The sequence below is a fragment of the Lactimicrobium sp. genome (assembly GCF_036453465.1).
In the GTDB taxonomy this organism is placed as follows: domain Bacteria; phylum Bacillota_I; class Bacilli_A; order Erysipelotrichales; family Erysipelotrichaceae; genus Bulleidia.
In genome coordinates this window covers 1-17744 of the sequence record NZ_JAZHUW010000024.1, presented here as the reverse complement: position 1 = coordinate 17744, position 17744 = coordinate 1, and the positions used below count along the sequence as shown (strand labels likewise).

Genomic DNA, 17744 nt, shown 5'->3' with positions numbered 1-17744 from the left:
TTTCTGTTCTTACTGGTTCAAAGCATACTTGTAGATCACTTCAGCCACACCATCCTCTTCACACGTATGCTCAGTGACCACATCACACAATGGCTTCATTTCTTCTACTGTATTGGCAACACCAACACCAAGGCCGGCATCTTTGATCATGCTTAGATCATTGTAGTTGTCGCCAATAGCAATGGTATCTTTGATATCAATGCCAAGGATGCTGGCAAGGTGCTGAAGGCCGGTGCCTTTGTTTACACCTTTCTTGTTGAATTCCAGATAGCGGTTGGAAGAGTAGCTGACATCCATGTCAGCTGTCATTGGATCCAGCTCTTTTGCAATCCTGTGCAGATAATCCGTATCTGTGTTTTCATACAGACACTTGACGATATCCTGCCCTTTGAGAAAAGACAGATCTTCATGATCAAATTCGGTAAATGCCTGTCTGCCGTTGAGATAATCCATCTCACCTGGATTCATGTTGTATGCCCAGACCGTATCCAGAGTATAGATATGCTGGCAGACATCATACTGCTTTCCTTTGACAAACAGGTTATCTGCCTGCTCATAGGTAATGCCGGCAAAGAAGAGAAGTTTGTCATCTTCGTTTCTTGTGATGGCACCGCCGTTGAAGGAAATGACATACGATCCCTTTCTTCTGTACTGCCCGATTTCTTTCAATGTTCCTTCAGCTGTCCAGAACGGCCGGCCGGTTGCACATACAAAGATGCCTCCGGCTGCTTCAAAATCCGCAATAGCTTTCCGGTTTCCCAATGATACCGTCTTATCTTTTCTCAGAAGTGTTTCATCCAGATCACATGCAATCAAACGATACATATTATCCTCCTGCAGTCTTTCTGCTTTCATTGTGCGCCTGTAGCAACAGGAATGCCAGTGCTGCTTACTTGTTTTCCTGTTTATCCAGACATTCCTTGATGTGGCGGATAAACACTTTGACCGCCGGTGAGTTTCCGGAGCCTTCCGGCAGTGCAATGCCCATTTCAATGTACTGTCTTGGCTTCATTGGCACCAGTACAACATCCCCCTGCCACTTTCTGGAGATCAACGTCTGGTTGAAACTGATGCCAAGACCTGCCGCCACCATATTCCATGTTGTAAAGCCATCCTGGGTTGTATACTTTTCATTCATATGCAGCCCTTCTTTGGCGATGATACGATCCTGATCGGTATCACGGTCAGGAGAGGTATGGATGAAAGGTTCCTTTTCCATGTCATGAACAGGAAAAGCTTTCAGGCTCGCTTTAGGATGGTTCTTTGGCAGCCAGACAACCATCTCATCCTGCATCAGAGGAATCCACTTGTATTCAGATTCTGTCTTTGGTCTTGCACAGATGGCCATTTCGATGGATCCCTGATCCAGCCATCTGGCAATATCAGAAGTGCCGCCTTCATGAATGCGGATCTGAATGCCGGGATATTGGGTCTCAAAGGACTTGAGAATATCCGGCAGCAGGATTGCTGAGACACTGAAATAGCAGCCAAGGGCAATGGTACCGGTGATGACGCCTCGTATTTGTGCGCCAAGTTCCTGTGCGGATCTGCCTGCCTTGACCACATTGCGGATCACCGGCATCATCAGTTTTCCATTCTCACTGAGTTCGACGCCTTTCTTACTGCGGATGAAAAGAGAGAAGCCAAGCTCCTGTTCCAAAGACGCAATCATTCTGGTGATACCAGATTGTGAATAGCCAAGGATTCTGCCGGCAGCCGTAAAGCTGCCGCTGTCTGCCACACTGAGGAATGCCTCATATTTGTTCAGGTCCATACATTCACCTTCTATCCATGACATTTTATCATGATAAATATGATTTTTTATCGTTTGCGTCATGATAGTATGACGGCTATCATGTAGCTGTCCAAAGGAGGACAGTACATATGGAAAAGATCATGATGGCTTCTGATTATCAGTGTGGAGCTTATCCGACAATACTTGAGGCAATGGCAAAGACAAATCTGCAGGCAAGAGCAGGTTATGGCATGGATGAGATCTGTGCGCGGGCAAAGGAAAGAATCCGCAAAGCCTGTGATTGTGAAAAGGCAGAAGTGGAGTTTCTTTCCGGCGGCACTCAGGCCAATGCGGTTGTGATTGGTGCCCTGCTGAAATCCTATCAGGGTGTGATTTCGGCAGACAGCGGTCATGTCAGTGTGCATGAAGCCGGCGCGATTGAACATGGCGGCCACAAGGTGCTGACAATCAAGGGAAAGCTTGGCAAGATCAGTGCAGATCAGATTGAAACAATGATGCAGGATTATTACAACGATGGCAATCATGACCACATCGTCATGCCAGGCATGGTCTATCTGTCACAGCCCACCGAATTCGGCACATTGTATTCCAAGCAGGAATTAGAAGACATCTCTGTGGTCTGCCACAGATATCATCTGCCTTTATATGTGGATGGAGCTAGACTGGCCTATGCCCTTGCCGCAAAGGAAAATGATGTGACTCTTTCTGATCTTGCCAGACTGTGTGATGCATTCTATATCGGCGGCACCAAGTGCGGCGCTTTCATTGGTGAAGCCGTTGTTATTCCCAATCCGGACCTGATTCCTCACTTCTTTACGATCATCAAGCAGGATGGCGCCCTGCTGGCCAAAGGATGGCTGCTTGGCATCCAGTTTGATGAGCTGTTCAAGGATGATCTCTACATGCACATTGGCGAAAATGCCATCAGATATGCAGAACAGATCAAGCAGGAACTGGTCAAAGACGGCTATCAATTATACTTTGACTCCCCAACCAACCAGATCTTCTTCATCATTGCAAACGATAAACTGGAGAAATTAGGTGAGAAGGCAGTTTACAGTTACATGGAGAAGTATGATGAAACCCATACTGTTGTCCGTTTTGCCACAAGCTGGTCCACCACAAAAGAAGATGTGGATAAACTGTGTAAGATCATCCGGGAGAATGTCTGATTAAATTTTCTGATACATATCCTCGAGTGTATACAGCTTTTCAGTATGTTTCTCAGACAAAGAAAAACCGCTTTTTGAGAAGAATCCAAAATCATATGCATGCAGAGGGGACTTGTTTACCTGCTGTTCTTCACTGGCAATCATGGCATCTGTTACAGGCTTTTTCCTGTATTTTGCCTCATAAAAAATCCAGCCCTTCTCATCTTTTGTGACAATATCAAACTCACCATTTTCATTATCTGCTGGATTGTCATAGTAATATTTGCCAATCTCTTCAAACGGCGGATCAATTTTCCCAGCTCTGTTCATTCGGATCAGAAACTGTCTGCAGATTTTCTCAAACTGTTTTGGGATATACTGTTCTTCAAAATCTTTACGTACAATCCGTTGAAAGAAAACTTCTGGACCCATCACCTGGATCCTGACCGGATTTCGGAAAATATAACGGAAATAGAAATCTGACAGTGGATCTGAAATCCGATACACTGCCTTTTTCTTGTCATTCGGCTTATTAATCGGATACTCCTTGGTAATCATTTCCATTTCTGACAGTTTCGTCAGCATATTGTTCAATGATGCGTCCGTTGAAAGACCTGATGCAGTATAGATATCCTTAAACTTTGTTTTGCCTGCCGCAATGGCATTAAAAACACTGTTGGCATTTTCAAGTTTACTGATCTCATTGCGCAGATACAGGTCAACTTCGTTCTGCAGAGGTGCATTTTCTTTCAGTACAAGCTTGATGATATTATCATCGGCACTCAGATTGGTATCAATGAGTGAATTGTAATATGGTACGCCTCCAAAAACACTGAACATCTTCACTTTATCTTCATTGCTATATGATTGATAAAATTCTGATGATACAAGATAATCCATCTGATTCAGCTTTATGACCAGCGAAAATCTGCCATAAAGAGGATTTTCGTATTCCAGCAGTGATTTCATAACGTCAATATAGGAGCCGCACAGAATCAGTTTCAGCTTAGAGGTATGCAGGCCAGCATCCAGAAAAGCCTGAATAATACTGTCACACCCCTCAATCTGTTTCCGCAGAAATGGATATTCATCAAGAACAACAATGATTTTTTCTTTTTCAGCTGCTGCAAACAGAAATTTCAATGCATCATTCAGATTCAAAAAGGACAGGCCAGGCATCGAAAGAGAATATGCAATTGCCTCTGAAAATGCCTGCATATTCTGTGCTTCCGTAACCTGCCGGCACTGAAATACAACCTGCCTGCAATTCATTTGTTCCAGGCAGTGGCGAATCAATTCACTCTTGCCAATCCTGCGTCTTCCATATACAAGAACCGCAGCCTGGCGATCATCTGACAACACCTGCATCAGATCTTCTGTTTCTTTTTCTCTGCCAATAAAGCGCATATCATGCCTCACTTAGTCTGATTATACTTAGGCTAACCTAAGTATAAATCATCTAAGTATAATTACAATATGCCTTCTGCTCAGTTTTCTGCCTTTTCAGACAGTTCCATCCATCTCTCTTCCATCTCATCCATCTTGTTCCGGGCTGCTTCCAGATCGGCACTGATCTTCTGGATTTCAGGATAATCCGTCACATTGTTCAGCTGCTCTTCCAGTGTCTTTACGTTTTCTTCTGCCGCTGGAATCTCTTTTTCCAGCTTTTCCAATTCCTTCTTTTCCATGTAGTTCAGACGGTTGGCTGGCTTGGAAGATGCTGTCTTTCGAATTTCTTTATTCTTTGCTTTCCCTTCACTCTTTTCTTCTTCCTGCGCGTCCAGGTAGTCGGAATAGCTTTCCTGATGGATTTCGATTGTGCCATGATTGAAGACAAACAGCCGTTCGGCAATGCGGTCCAGAAAATAGCGGTCATGCGATACAGCCAGCACTGCACCGGGGAAATCCTGTAAGAAGCTTTCCAGGATGGTTAATGTATCGGTATCAAGATCATTGGTCGGTTCATCCAGAATCAAAATATTGGGAGACTGCATGAGGATACTGCAGAGATACAGTCTTCTTTTTTCACCGCCGGAACATTTGGCAATGGGCTGGTACTGCTTCTCTTTGGGAAACAGGAATCTTTCCAGCATCTGGCTGGCTGTGATGGTTTCATGATCCGCGGTTGTGATGGTATGGCCAAAGGATTCCAGATAGTCCATGACTCTTTCCTGTTCCTTGAAGACTTCATTATGCTGTGCAAAGTAGCCGATCTTCACGGTTTCACCAATGCGCACCGTGCCTGTATCCGGTTTGATCTGTCCAACAATGACCTTTAACAGTGTACTTTTCCCACAGCCATTGGGGCCGATGATGCCGATGCGGTCATGGTGCTGTACTTCATAGCTGAAATGAGAGAACAGCACATGATCCCCATATGACTTGGACACATCATCCAGCAGGATCGTATTGCCGCCAAGCCGGGTAACGCCTGCCTGTAACTGCAGGGTTTCTTCCTTGGCAGGATCCTTGATAGCCGCAATCTTTTCATAGCGCTGGATTCTGCTTTTCTGCTTGGTGCTTCTTGCCTGGGCACCAGCCCGGATCCATTCAATCTCATGGCGCAGATAGTTCTGCCGCTTGGCTCTGCTCGCTTCTGCCTGCTCCCTTCGGATTTCACGCTGCTCGAGATAATCCGCATAATCACCTGTATAGCAATAGAGATGGCCATGGTCTACTTCAACAATATGATTGGTAATCCGGGCAAGAAAATAGCGGTCATGGGTTACCAGCACCACGGCCTTATCCGATTTCATCAGATACTTCTCCAGCCACAGGATCATCTGCTGATCAAGATGGTTGGTAGGCTCATCCAGAAGGTAAAGATCTGCCTTCTTAATCAAGGCAATGGCCAGAGCCAGGCGCTTCTTCTGGCCGCCTGATAACACATCCGTCATCACATCATAATCCGTTAAGCCAAGTTTATTCAGGATGGACTGGATCTGATAATCCTCCACCTTTTCTTTCAAACTATCCTGAACGGTCTGAAAGATCGTTCTGCCACAAGGAAACTCACTGTTCTGCGGGCAGTAGGAAATCACCAGATCCTTCTTTGTTGTAATCTCACCCTTATCCAGCTTCTGCTTCTGTGCCATCACAGCAAGAAACGTACTCTTTCCGGCACCGTTTCTGCCAACCACACCCCACTTGTCACGGTCATTGACAACAAAGTTCACATGGTCCAGAATCGGTTCGGTATTATATTTAAAACTGGCATTTTCCAAAGACAGTAACATGATCCACCTCAATTCCTGTGTTATTGTACACGAACAAAAGAATACTGCACCAAAAGGAGGCACTTATGACACTCTATGACAAGTACATCAGGTACGCAGAAAGTGATATGTATCCGTTCCATATGCCTGGCCATAAGCGCAATACAGAGTTGATGCACATGATGAATCCGTATGGATTTGATGCCACGGAGATTGACGGCCTGGATGATCTGCACAGGCCCGATGATAAAGAAGGATGGATCAGAGATTCTGAGAAGCTGGCAGCACAGCTTTTCCACAGCAAGTATTCCTTTTATACAGTCAATGGTTCCACAGGTGCTTTGATTGCATCTATTCTGGCCATGTCAAAGCCGCATCAGAAAGTGCTTGTAGCAAGAAACTGTCACATCTCCATCTACAATGCCATTGCCCTGGCAAGACTGGATCCTGTTTATCTATGGCCAAAGATGGACAAAGATGGCATCTGTGCCTCCATAAAACCTGAACAGGTGCAGCAGGCCTTCGCACAATATCCGGACATCCGGCTTGTTATTCTTGTTTCACCAACCTATGAAGGTGTGCTGTCCGATATCAAAGGCATTGCCAGCATTGTTCACAGCCACAATGCAAGCCTATTAGTCGATGAAGCCCATGGTGCTCATCTTACCTTTGATCAAAGATTTCCTGAAAGTGCCACCGAAACAGGTGCAGATGGGGTTGTGCAGAGTCTGCATAAAACACTTCCCTGCCTGACCCAGACAGCCATCCTGCATGTATGTTCAGATCGAATTGATCCAAATAGCGTAAAAAGAATGATTGCGGTCGAAGAGACAAGCTCACCAAGCTATGTGCTGGTTTGCAGCTGTGATCAGTGCATTCATCTGATGCAGGACCATGGCAGAGAATTGTTTGATGCCTACTGGCAGAGATTAAACAACTTCGATCAACAGATGAAAAATCTGCAGAATCTGCACATTCTCTGCCATGGCAATGATATAAAAGAAAATCATCCCGGCTTCTATGACTTTGACCCAGGCAAGATATTGATCAGTACAAAAGGAACCAATATCACCGGACCAGAGCTTTCAAAAACATTACGAGAAACCTATCATCTGGAAACAGAATATACCCGCATGGATGCTGTGCTGGCAATGACAAGTGTGGCCGATACAGATACGGGCTTTGCAAGACTGGAAAAAGCATTGCTGGAAATCGATGCCAGACTCAACAAGCAGGAAAATATGCAAGAAAGTTTCATAACAGACAGCACCATCACCACAGGTGCCTTATCACCATGCCAGGCTTTGGAAAAAGAGGCTGAGAATGTTGAGCCAGATAAAGCCATTGGCAGAATTGCAAGAGAAGCCATCTTTGCCTATCCCCCCGGTATTCCGATTCTTGTTTCGGGTGAAAATATTACCAGAGAACAGCTTTCTTATCTTAAAAAGATGCAGGAAGCAGGTCTGCAGGTTGTATCCGCAAGCCATGGCTTCCCACATCATCTGGAAGTATGCAAATAAGATGATTCGATGGTCAATGGTTTCTGATCTGTTTTCTCACATGATCCAGGATCACATCAGCAGGTTTTGAATTTCCTGCTTTGGCTTGTTCCAGTCCTGTCTGCATCATTTGGTTAAATTGCTCTTTTGTCAGATCTTTCCAGGAAACCGAGTCAGACGGAATCACAGGCTGATTCACAATACTTTCCGTTTTTACCTCTGGCTCAGCGCATGCCAGTACATTTGCTGTTTCAGCAGCCATAGAATCCTCCTTTTTATACTTACATATCATGCACCAATACATTGTCTAATGAAAATAAAAATGAGATCATGCGTCTGCCAGTGCTGCCACATCGTCTTGTAGAATACCGATGAAGATGAGGATTTCAATTTTGCCATGCTATAATATGGCTAATCAAGAATTTGATTCGTGATTAGCCAAAGGAGGATATATGAACTACATTCACAGACATATAGAAGATATTGTCACATCTTCGGAAAAATCCTTTAAAGCCGTTCTGGTGACCGGAGCCAGGCAGACAGGAAAATCAACGATGTTAAAGGAACTGTTTCCGGACAGAAAGCAGATTACCTTTGATGATGAATATCTGGAGGATCAGGCAAAGCAGAATCCAGAGATGTTCATGATGCTCAATCAGCCTCCGATTCTGATGGATGAGGTTCAGCGAGTGCCAACTCTTTTCCGATATATCAAAATGGCATGTGATAAAAGCAATGAAAATGGTATTTTTCTGCTATCCGGATCACAGCCTTTTTCTCTGATGGAGCTTGCTTCAGAGTCACTTGCAGGAAGAGTTGCAATTATTGAGCTTGCACCGCTTTCTCTTCGTGAGACGATGAATGATCCATTTCATGATCCCTTTGTACCAACAATGTCTTACGTTGCAAACAGAGAAAAAACAGTTCAAAAGCCAGCCAATATCTGGGAAATAATCCACCGGGGCGGATATCCTCAGCTGCAGGATCCATCTGTTGACTGGCAGATATATTATTCCAGCTATGTAAAAACATATCTGGAGCGTGACGTGCGTCAGCTTTCAGCAGTTCAGGACCTGGAAACATTCAGAAAGTTCATGGTGGCATGTGCTGCCAGAACAGGAGAAATGCTTAACTATGCCAATATTGCCAATGAAATAGGAAAAGATGCAGCTACTGTTAAACGGTGGATTTCTATTCTGGAGGCATCCGGCATCGTTTATCTGTTAGAACCATATACCGCCTCTGTTCTCAAGCGTGCTGTCAGAACACCAAAACTATATTTTCGTGATACTGGTCTGGCTGCTTACCTGACAAGATGGCTGACCACGGACACTTTGGCTAACGGTGCTATGAACGGTGCTTTTTTCGAAACATATGTCATTTCAGAAATTCTGAAAAGTTATTCCAATCGTGGAATTGATTATCGTTATTTCGTCTCATATTACCGTGGAAAGGATAAGTCCGTATCAAGTGAATCAGAGATTGATCTGATTATTGAAGAAAACGGCGTTCTCCACCCCGTTGAGATCAAATTAAGCAGCAGGCCAATCGCTGCCATGACATCCGCATTCCAGATCCTGGACAAAATACCAGAGAAAAAGCGGGGTATGGGTGCTGTTGTCTGTCTGTGTTCTCACCCAGGTGCACTGCGTGATAATGTTCTCGCATTGCCAGCATGGTATATCTGAAGATGTAAAATACCCGCAGGTTTTCCCGTGGATATTTTTCTAATCAGATTGTCTATTCCTGTTCCGCCTGCATGGCAGCCTCTGCTACCTTGATCATGATTGCACATTCAATAAGCATTAAGATTACGGCACCGCAGAAAGAAACAATCTTTATTTATATGTTCGAATTGGGACCAAATGCCAAGGAGATTTCTCAAGAGACATCACAACAAGCTGCATCCATCCTTTTTGATGAACTTACAAAAGGCAGAACATCAGGCGAAGAAAATGGATGGCTTACATTGGAAGATGTAGAGAAAAGGCTTGGTATCATTCACCGATAGATTCTATTGTTGATAGTAGCCTCTTGTGTCTGGTCTTCTATTTCAGAAGCTCTTCCAGATAATGTTCATCCTTTTCGTGAGCTCCGTTGATCTTGCGATATATACGAATGCATTTCATCAGAAGTTCGGGCCTTCCTTCAAAGTATTCCTCGTAAAATTCCGTACTGTTATCGTATTTTCTGCCATGAAATGAAATATGTGTCTTGGCATACGATTTTGGACTGACTTTAGATTTAACTTTTGCAAAATCGGACTCCATTCCTTCTGCAATAATCAAAAGCATTTCAAGTTCTGGCTTCGTACAATATTTTTCGACAGACTGAATCTTCGACTTGTATTCTGATGGGATTCTCAGAATATCACTTTGCTTATCACCGATTCTGATTACCTTCACCTTGCCTGGATAAATATTCAGTTCTGTTCTTACCTGAGCAGATGTCCGGATCTGCCGGGCATGGTAGATTGTCAATCCCAATAGATCATCCTCTGAAAATTTCAGACATCCATTGGCAAGCAGGATTTCCATGATTTTCTTTTCGTTTGGGCCTTCGCACATGATCAGGAGTTTCATCGCTTCAGCTCCTTTTTCAACGCCATCAGTTCGTCATAATTTACAGCAGTCTGGAAAACATTACTATAGAACTGACGGCTTTTTAACAGCTCTGAGCGGACATGGTATCCACTGTACATATTGGTGAGAGTCACCTTTCCCTCTGCTTTTGCAATATAGATATTATCCTGCCGGTTAAAGAGATCCAGAAGTTCACAGTAATGTGTTGTAAAAATTAACGTTGCACCATGACGATTTACGCTTTTGTCTTTATACAGACTGATCATGTTTTCGACCAAAGTCTTATGGAAATGATTTTCAATCTCGTCAACAATCAGATCAAATCCATTCTGTAATGACGCTGCCATCAGAATATACAGCAGCATTCCTTTTGTTGTTCCACTGGAGAGCTTATAGATCAGTTCCTTATCCGATATGATCTGCTTTTGACCGCTGAATACAATCTGGTAATTATGCTCATCGATTCTGCTGATTTCAGAAATATTCTCATCAAAGATCGAAATGATTTTTGTCAGTATATCCACAGAAATGTGATAGTCCTCCATAGCCGCAAAGGTCAGCCGGTACGTATCTGCACCATTTCCAAAGCTGTCAAAATAGATTGCCCGCGTCTCTTTTTTCTGCAAAATGAAAAACAGATCTGATGTATCGTCCGGAAGAATACCATCTGCTTTTACTTTTTCAAACCCGGCATCTTCATAAATCTTCCCGATTCGGGTCTTATAATATTTCTTTCTTTGAATATGCTGTTCCTTGAAAACGGCCTTGCTTCCCATGGCATCCGCATCCATCAAAGTACAGTCATACCGATAGATAAACCCATCATGATAGAAGTCCAATGTAAGCCGGACATTGTCATAACTGTAGCTCTTACCCTCCAGGCGGAACGTTCCCAGGATTGAATATGCCGCATCCAGAAGTTCCATTGCCGTTGTCTTTCCAGAGGCATTCTTTCCTACAACAGCCAGAGTGTTGTACACAAATAATCCATCTGCCACTTCCTGCAGCTCATATTCCTTATCTTCAGCTGTCTTTTTTGATCTGGCTACAAAGTCAATTTCATAGCCACTGATACAGTTTTTAAAGCAATCTGCTTTGACACGTAATAGCTTCATAACCGTTACCTCACAGCTGAATTTTAACATATCATTCATTCTTAACCATATTTATTGTTTATATTTTAATTCTTTGAGAATATAAAAAGCTGAGCCTGCGCCCAGCCTGAATACGACAAATAATCTGATTGTCTATTCCTGTTCCGCCTGCATGGCAGCCTCGGCTGCCTTGATCATGATCGCACACTCAATCCGCTTGCGGAAGATCTCACAGCCATACTCATACGTACCATGGATATCACCCGTGGCATGATAGGCATTGGCAGCACATCCACCGGCACAATACAGCCTTGCCCAGCAGTTATCACAATCATGGCGGGCATACACATTGCACGAACGGAACGCATCCCGCAGCTTTGTATTGGTCACGCCATCCCAGATATTGCCCATCTTATAGGCTTCATCACCCACAAACTGATGGCATGGATACAGATCACCCTGTGCCGTGACGGCAAGATATTCCGTACCGGAACCACATCCTGAGATTCGCTTATAGATGCACGGGCCATGTTCAAGATTGATCATGTAATGATAGAACGTGATCGGATGGCCTGCTTTTTCTCTTCTGATCATATCTTTGGCCAGAATCTCATACTGTTCAAAGATCTTCGGCAGATCTTCCTTTGTCAAAGCAGAAGGAGAAGAGGGATCAGCTACCACCGGTTCCATGGACAGCTCATCAAAGCCAAGGTCATCTGCCATGTGGAAGATATCATTGGTAAAGTCCGTATTGTAATGCGTGAATGTGCCGCGCATATAATAGCCCTTGCCGCCGCGTGCCTTGACCAGTTTCTGGAAGTTCGGCACAATGCGGTCATACGAGCCATTTCCTGCCTTATCTACCCGGAAACGGTCATTGACCTCCTTGCGGCCATCCAATGAGAGCACGACGTTGTAGCACTCCTTGTTAGCCCATTCAATGACCTCATCATTCAGATTGACGCCATTGGTAGTCAGCGTAAAACGGAAGTTCTTTCCCTTTTCCTTCTCAATGGAGCGGGCATAGGCAACCAGCTGTTTGCATACCTCAAAGTTGACAAGCGGCTCCCCGCCGAAGAAGTCCACTTCCAGATTTCTTCTTGTACCGCTGTTTTCAATCAGGAAATCCAGTGCTCTTTTACCTGTTTCAAAGCTCATCAGACCGGTCTTGTTATCATACTTTCCCTGGCTGGCAAAGCAGTAGGAACAGTTCAGATTGCAGGTATGGGCAACCAGCAGGCACAGTGCCTTGATGACATTGGAATTGTTCTTCAGCTTGCCTGCCAGTGGTGCAAACGTATCCTCGGTGAACAGTTTCTTCTGCGCAATCAGGGTATCAATGTCATCAAAGGTGTCATTTATATCCTGCTGGGTAACGATCTCACCAGGATTGCCATCGGTATCCTGCAATTGCTTGCCAAGATACTTTGCTGCAATTTCCTTTTCTGCCTCATCCTTTGTCATACCCTTGTCCAGAAGAGCAATGGCATCATATGCCATATCATCCGTGACATGAACAGAAGCACTGTACACATCCAGAACGATGTTATATCCATTTAGTTTGTACTGATGAATCATGATCAATCCTCCAAAACGCAAACAGACCGGAACAGCACCAGTGCCGCTCCGGCCCATCATTCTTCATACCCCGGACAACAACTTACTTGTTGTTCTTGTTCTCACAGTTCTGATTGGCAATGCCGCAGGATGTCTTGCATGCACTCTGGCAGGACGTCTGGCACTCACCACAGCCGCCATTATTGACGGACTTTGCCATATCACGGGTATTCAATGTTGCAATATGCTTCATTTGTACAATCCTCTCTTTCCTTGTCTTTCAAGTATTGTAGCATCTGTGTCAAGCTGACAACAGTCTTTACTTCTTCGAAGATGCCTCTTTCTTTGTACTTTTTGCACTCTTTTCTTTCTTTACATTGCCGGTATGGTCATTGAACCAGTCAGTGATCTCCTGCATTCTTCTGATACGGTGCAGAGGCTTGCCGCTGCGGGACAGCTCATGGGTTTCACCATGGAAAATGCACATGCGGGTCTCAACGTTCCTTACTGCCAGTGCCTGCATCATCTGCATGCCTTCGGGCAGCGGGCAGCGTCTGTCTTCATCGGAATGGATGAACAGGGTCGGTGTCTTGACATTCTCCGCATATTTCAAAGGGGAATGTTCCCAGAGCTTGTCATATTCAAACGGTGTATCTGCCGCATTCTGATCCGCACCGAAATACGGGCCGATATCACTGATGAAGGACATGGAAATCCAGTTGGAAATGGAACGCTGGGAAGCAGCCGCGCAGAAGCGGTCGGTATGAGTGATGATCCAGTTGGTCATGAAGCCGCCATAGGAGCCGCCGGTCTCACAAACCTTCTTTGGATCAATGGCCGGATACTTCTTGAGTACCACATCCATGAAATCCATCAGATTCTGGTAGTCTACATCACCATACTTGCCGCGGATATCCGCAAAGGCATCACCGCGTCCATCTGATCCACGGATATTTGTGAAGAACACAAAGTATCCCTCACTTGCCCACACCTGCATCTCATGGAAGAACATCTCACCATACACAGCACGCGGACCGCCATGGATATCAAACACAGCCGGATACTTCTTCTTTTCATTGTATCCCTTTGGCAGCAGCACCCATCCATTGAGCACTTCACCCTGGGATGTATAGGCAAGCTTCTGCGGCTGCGCAATGTACTTGTCCTTCAGAGCTTCATCATTATAGGAGGTTACTCTCTTGAGATTGGAGCCGTCACGGCCCATCACATAGATCTCAGACAGGTGATTCCAGTCCTGGCCGGCAAAGGCAATCGTATCCTCATTGGCATCCAGGCAGTAGGCATTGACACCCTGCGTGGAAATCTCTTTGCGGGAGAACTTCTTGTCAAAGTCAAACAGGACAGTGTAATAGTCCTTGGTGGCAATAGTGATCCAGTGATTCTTGACAGTCGTGGATTCTTTGCCGCCGCCAAGAGTAGTATCACCGATGACAGAATCATACAGAGAAATCTCCGGCTTGAAGATGACTTCCAGCTTGTCCTTCTCAATACGGACTACTTTGCCGGTTTCATTAACGCCATATTCCTTGAGATCAGATGCCTGGCCGCACAGCTTACCGCCAAGCAGGAACAGATTATTGAAGCTCATGCCATCTTTGCCATAGATGGTCTCCGTCTTGCCGGTTTTAACATCATAGGCATAGATCCTGTTATACAAAGACTGTCTGCGTTCACGCTCATTGCCAGCATAAATGATACGATCACCATCCACCAGCATGGCATCTGTATCAAAGGAAGGAGATGTCACACGTTTCACCTTGAACGGATTCATCTCCACAACAAACAGTGCCGTACGGCTGCCATTGGTGAAGTTGCGGCCATTGAACCAGTAAGGTACTTCATCCACAACCTGATAGCTCTCATGTTCTTTCTTCACATCATCCGCATACTTCCTTCTGCCTTCTTCATCCATCAGATAGACATCCGGATTATGCATGTCAATGGTGCCAAGAGCGCCATACACGCCATCCTTCACCTTCTTCATGGAGCCTAAGGCAAACGGCAGGGTCACAGCTTTCTGTGCCTCACCGCCATCGATATGAATGCGGTAAAGATCTGTTGTCAAAGCAGCCGTATCAGCCGTCGAGCGGGACAGCAGCAGCGTATTGTTATCTTCCCAGCAGACAATAGACGCATCCAATGTGCTTGTCAGCTGCACTGGTTTGCCATCGCGAAGCATCCATACATCACGCTTATATGTATTCTTTTTTTCATCCGCATACGCCACCTGCCAGGCAAGTGTTCTGCCATCCGGACTATACTGCAGATTTTCCACGTACTTATACGTTACAAGATCATGAATCGTTATCTTCTCACTCATATACGGCCTCTTTCCTTGCATTCCTTCACCAGAAACGTCATACTCACCGTCTTGGCATCCGGAATCTTACCATCAGCTATTTTATCAGTCAGCTCAGATAATGTCATTTTAGACACAGACAGATATTCATCATCGTCCATGTGCTGGCCCACAAACTTCCCCTGGCGGGCATAGTAGAGATCAATCACCTCAGAATCATAGGCCGGTGTCGGATAAATCTTGCCAAGATAATACCAGTCAGTCCCCTCATACCCGGTTTCCTCGACAATTTCACGTTTGGCAGTCGTAAGCGGATCTTCTCCCTTCTCCTTCTTGCCAGCCGGGAACTCCAAAGTCACTTCATGCTGGGCATAGCGGTACTGGCTGACCAGAAAGAACTTGCCGGACTCATCTTCAAGCGCAATGCCAACACCCCCGGGATGTTCCACCACTTCACGAGGGGCAGTGGTGCCATCCGGCATCTCTGCCACATCCTTATGTACATGCAGGATAATGCCATCATACACAGATTCCTGCTTCAACGTCTTTTCATCCAGATTCATAACAAAGATCTCCCTTTCGCGAGTATAGTAATGCAAAAGGAGTCCCACATGAAGAAAAAAGTATATTTTGCCGGCAGTATCCGCGGCGGCAGAGAAGATGCACAGCTGTACAAAGATGCCATCGCCTTCATCGAAAAAACAGATATCGTCCTGACCGAACATGTCGGTGATCTGACAAGATCCATCCATGAACAGGAAAGAGACAAAGACAATCTCATCTATACCCAGGATACCAACTGGCTCAAGGAATGCGACCTCGTCATCGCCGAAGGCACACACCCTTCCTTAGGTGTCGGCTATGAACTTGCCTATGCAGAAAAGCTGAGCAAACCCGTCTATGTCTTCTACAGACCGGAACAATGCCAGCTCTCTGCCATGATCAAAGGAGATCCCTACTTCCAGATCTATCCCTATAAGACAAAAGAAGAACTGTTTGAGAAAATCCACGAAATTCTCAGCAAGTAACAAGTAATTATTTTGAAGTGAAATGGCAGATACTCACATAACATGGGGATATCTGCTGTTTTTGGTATGTAGTGAAATATCATATGTGAATGCTGCAGCAATTTACTTTCCTGCCTGCTTCCTATTTTTTTCAAAGCGAGAAAGTTAAGAAACATGTAAGAAATCCATACAGTGTAGGTAACCGCTTTCATGCTAGAATAGTGGACAGAGGGGTAATGTGCTATGCGGTCATATTCATATCTGAATGCCAAGTATGCACTGGTGTCTGCTGCTTACATGATGTTGGTGGTAGCTGTGGGCGGATATGCATACAATTTCCTGTCTCAGTCCGGTCTGTCTGATGGCATGGCCGGCACTGTCATCACCTGTGTTTCTCTCGTCGGTCTGATCATTCAGACTGCATTTGGATCTGTGATTGATGCGTCTGAAAAGCTCAACGAGAAATCATTCATCTCTTTGACCATGGTTCTGGCAGCGGTGCTGGCTGTGCTGCTGCTCTTTGTTAAGAATCTGCCCTTGCTGTGCATTCTGGTCATTTTCTGCTTTACGATGTGCTCTTCCGGCTTTCCATTCTTCAATTCCCTTGCCTTTGCCTATGAAAAGCAGGGGCATGCGATCAACTATGGCATTGGCAGAGGCATTGGCTCAGCAGCCTATGCCGTTGGCTCTTCCTTATTAGGAACATTGTGGGGTAAATTTGGCAAAGCAGTCATGCCATGGTATCTGCTTGTCTTTGCACTGATTACCTTACTGCTGATCCAGCTGATGCCGGATCCCATCCATGAAAAAAGTGAAGGAACAAAGCAGGAAAGCATCGGCTATATCCGTTTCTTTCGGAAATATCAAAGTATTATTCTTCCAGCCATCGCCATGGTCATGCTGTATTTCTGCCACATGATGGTCAATACGTATCTGGCTAAGATCATTGCAGCGATTCTCGGCGGCCAGCAGGCAGGCGTGGAAGGCTATCAGGGAACCGCCCTGTTTATTCAGGCCATGTGTGAACTGCCAACCATGTTCGTATTTGCCTGGCTGATGAAGAAAGCTTCCATCAATAAGCTGATGCTGTTTTCTGCCATCATGTATTCCATCAAACATGTGATCATCCTGTTTGCTTCTAATATCGGCATGCTGTACTTTGCCATGGTCCTGCAGATGCTGTCCTATGCCATCCTTGTCCCGGGCAGTGTCTACTTTGCCAATGAGATTGTTGCCGGGGAAGACCGCAACAAAGGACAGGCTGTTATGGCAGCCACCACGACTGTTGGCGGTCTGCTGTCCTCCTTCATCGGCGGCCAGCTCTTCCAGCACTTCGACGTACATACGGTCATTGCCATCGGCACTGCCGTATCCATGATCGGTACGATACTGATGATTGCCGGCATCACAAAAATTGAAAAGAAGTCATAAATAAAGATGCTGTTTTTGCACAGTGGGTCTATTTATTCTCTGATTGTGGCTTGTTTACGCTAAAGGGCATATTAACAAATTGGCGAATTTTGATTGCCAGCATAGATGATTGTGTAATGATATTTTTTCACC

The 17744-nt window shown here is 45.1% G+C and carries 16 protein-coding genes; 5 read left to right on the top strand and 11 right to left on the bottom strand.

Annotated features, from left to right (window positions below):
• Nucleotides 1-9: 9 nt before the first annotated feature.
• Nucleotides 10-825 carry a Cof-type HAD-IIB family hydrolase gene (locus tag SOI44_RS07045; RefSeq protein ID WP_331348505.1) on the bottom strand — a complete coding sequence of 272 codons (816 nt, stop codon included), beginning with the start codon at nucleotides 823-825 and terminating at the stop codon, nucleotides 10-12.
• Between the two features lie 64 nt (nucleotides 826-889).
• Nucleotides 890-1774 (bottom strand): LysR family transcriptional regulator, encoded by an 885-nt coding sequence (locus tag SOI44_RS07040; protein ID WP_331348504.1) that lies wholly within the window; start codon nucleotides 1772-1774, stop codon nucleotides 890-892.
• Between the two features lie 110 nt (nucleotides 1775-1884).
• Here SOI44_RS07040 and SOI44_RS07035 point away from each other — a divergent pair, with 110 nt between their 5' ends.
• Nucleotides 1885-2928 (top strand): threonine aldolase family protein, encoded by a 1044-nt coding sequence (locus SOI44_RS07035; RefSeq protein ID WP_331348503.1) that lies wholly within the window; start codon nucleotides 1885-1887, stop codon nucleotides 2926-2928.
• On the opposite strand, the gene SOI44_RS07030 is transcribed toward SOI44_RS07035, so the two are convergent.
• Together SOI44_RS07030 and SOI44_RS07025 are read right to left on the bottom strand one after the other, a co-directional pair.
• Nucleotides 2929-4314, bottom strand: coding sequence for an ATP-binding protein (locus SOI44_RS07030; protein ID WP_331348502.1), 1386 nt, complete (start codon nucleotides 4312-4314; stop codon nucleotides 2929-2931).
• Nucleotides 4315-4394: 80 nt separating this feature from the next.
• Entirely contained in the window at nucleotides 4395-6143 is a 1749-nt protein-coding gene (locus SOI44_RS07025; protein WP_331348501.1) for an ABC-F family ATP-binding cassette domain-containing protein, read from the bottom strand.
• Between the two features lie 65 nt (nucleotides 6144-6208).
• Here SOI44_RS07025 and SOI44_RS07020 point away from each other — a divergent pair, with 65 nt between their 5' ends.
• The gene (locus tag SOI44_RS07020; protein WP_331348500.1) at nucleotides 6209-7642 is read left to right on the top strand and encodes an aminotransferase class I/II-fold pyridoxal phosphate-dependent enzyme; all 1434 of its coding nucleotides are present in this window, start codon (nucleotides 6209-6211) and stop codon (nucleotides 7640-7642) included.
• Nucleotides 7643-7655: 13 nt separating this feature from the next.
• On the opposite strand, the gene SOI44_RS07015 is transcribed toward SOI44_RS07020, so the two are convergent.
• Nucleotides 7656-7883 (bottom strand): hypothetical protein, encoded by a 228-nt coding sequence (locus SOI44_RS07015; protein ID WP_331348499.1) that lies wholly within the window; start codon nucleotides 7881-7883, stop codon nucleotides 7656-7658.
• Between the two features lie 190 nt (nucleotides 7884-8073).
• Here SOI44_RS07015 and SOI44_RS07010 point away from each other — a divergent pair, with 190 nt between their 5' ends.
• Nucleotides 8074-9309: an ATP-binding protein gene (locus tag SOI44_RS07010; protein WP_331348498.1), complete on the top strand. Its 1236-nt coding sequence runs from the start codon at nucleotides 8074-8076 to the stop codon at nucleotides 9307-9309.
• A 360-nt stretch (nucleotides 9310-9669) separates the two neighbouring features.
• Here the strand turns inward: SOI44_RS07010 and SOI44_RS07005 are convergent, their stop codons facing one another.
• The 6 genes from SOI44_RS07005 to SOI44_RS06980 form a co-directional block, all read right to left on the bottom strand.
• Nucleotides 9670-10203, bottom strand: a complete 534-nt coding sequence (locus SOI44_RS07005) for a GNAT family acetyltransferase (protein WP_331348497.1) — start codon at nucleotides 10201-10203, stop codon at nucleotides 9670-9672.
• Entirely contained in the window at nucleotides 10200-11318 is a 1119-nt protein-coding gene (locus SOI44_RS07000; RefSeq protein ID WP_331348496.1) for an AAA family ATPase, read from the bottom strand. The genes SOI44_RS07005 and SOI44_RS07000 overlap by 4 nt, the downstream gene beginning before the upstream one ends.
• Before the next feature lie 132 nt (nucleotides 11319-11450).
• Nucleotides 11451-12875 carry a thioether cross-link-forming SCIFF peptide maturase gene (gene scfB / locus SOI44_RS06995; protein WP_331348495.1) on the bottom strand — a complete coding sequence of 475 codons (1425 nt, stop codon included), beginning with the start codon at nucleotides 12873-12875 and terminating at the stop codon, nucleotides 11451-11453.
• Between the two features lie 82 nt (nucleotides 12876-12957).
• Nucleotides 12958-13107 (bottom strand): six-cysteine ranthipeptide SCIFF, encoded by a 150-nt coding sequence (gene scfA, locus SOI44_RS06990; RefSeq protein WP_331348494.1) that lies wholly within the window; start codon nucleotides 13105-13107, stop codon nucleotides 12958-12960.
• A gap of 66 nt (nucleotides 13108-13173) precedes the next feature.
• Nucleotides 13174-15195, bottom strand: coding sequence for an alpha/beta hydrolase family protein (locus SOI44_RS06985; protein WP_331348493.1), 2022 nt, complete (start codon nucleotides 15193-15195; stop codon nucleotides 13174-13176).
• A complete protein-coding gene (locus SOI44_RS06980) occupies nucleotides 15192-15737 on the bottom strand; it encodes an NUDIX hydrolase (protein ID WP_331348492.1) in 546 nt (181 codons plus the stop codon). Before SOI44_RS06980 ends, SOI44_RS06985 begins: the two co-directional genes overlap by 4 nt.
• Before the next feature lie 48 nt (nucleotides 15738-15785).
• Between SOI44_RS06980 and SOI44_RS06975 the strand changes: the two genes are divergently transcribed.
• Together SOI44_RS06975 and SOI44_RS06970 are read left to right on the top strand one after the other, a co-directional pair.
• Entirely contained in the window at nucleotides 15786-16202 is a 417-nt protein-coding gene (locus SOI44_RS06975; protein ID WP_331348491.1) for a nucleoside 2-deoxyribosyltransferase, read from the top strand.
• A 222-nt stretch (nucleotides 16203-16424) separates the two neighbouring features.
• Nucleotides 16425-17612 (top strand): MFS transporter, encoded by a 1188-nt coding sequence (locus SOI44_RS06970; protein WP_331348490.1) that lies wholly within the window; start codon nucleotides 16425-16427, stop codon nucleotides 17610-17612.
• Nucleotides 17613-17744: the final 132 nt, after the last annotated feature.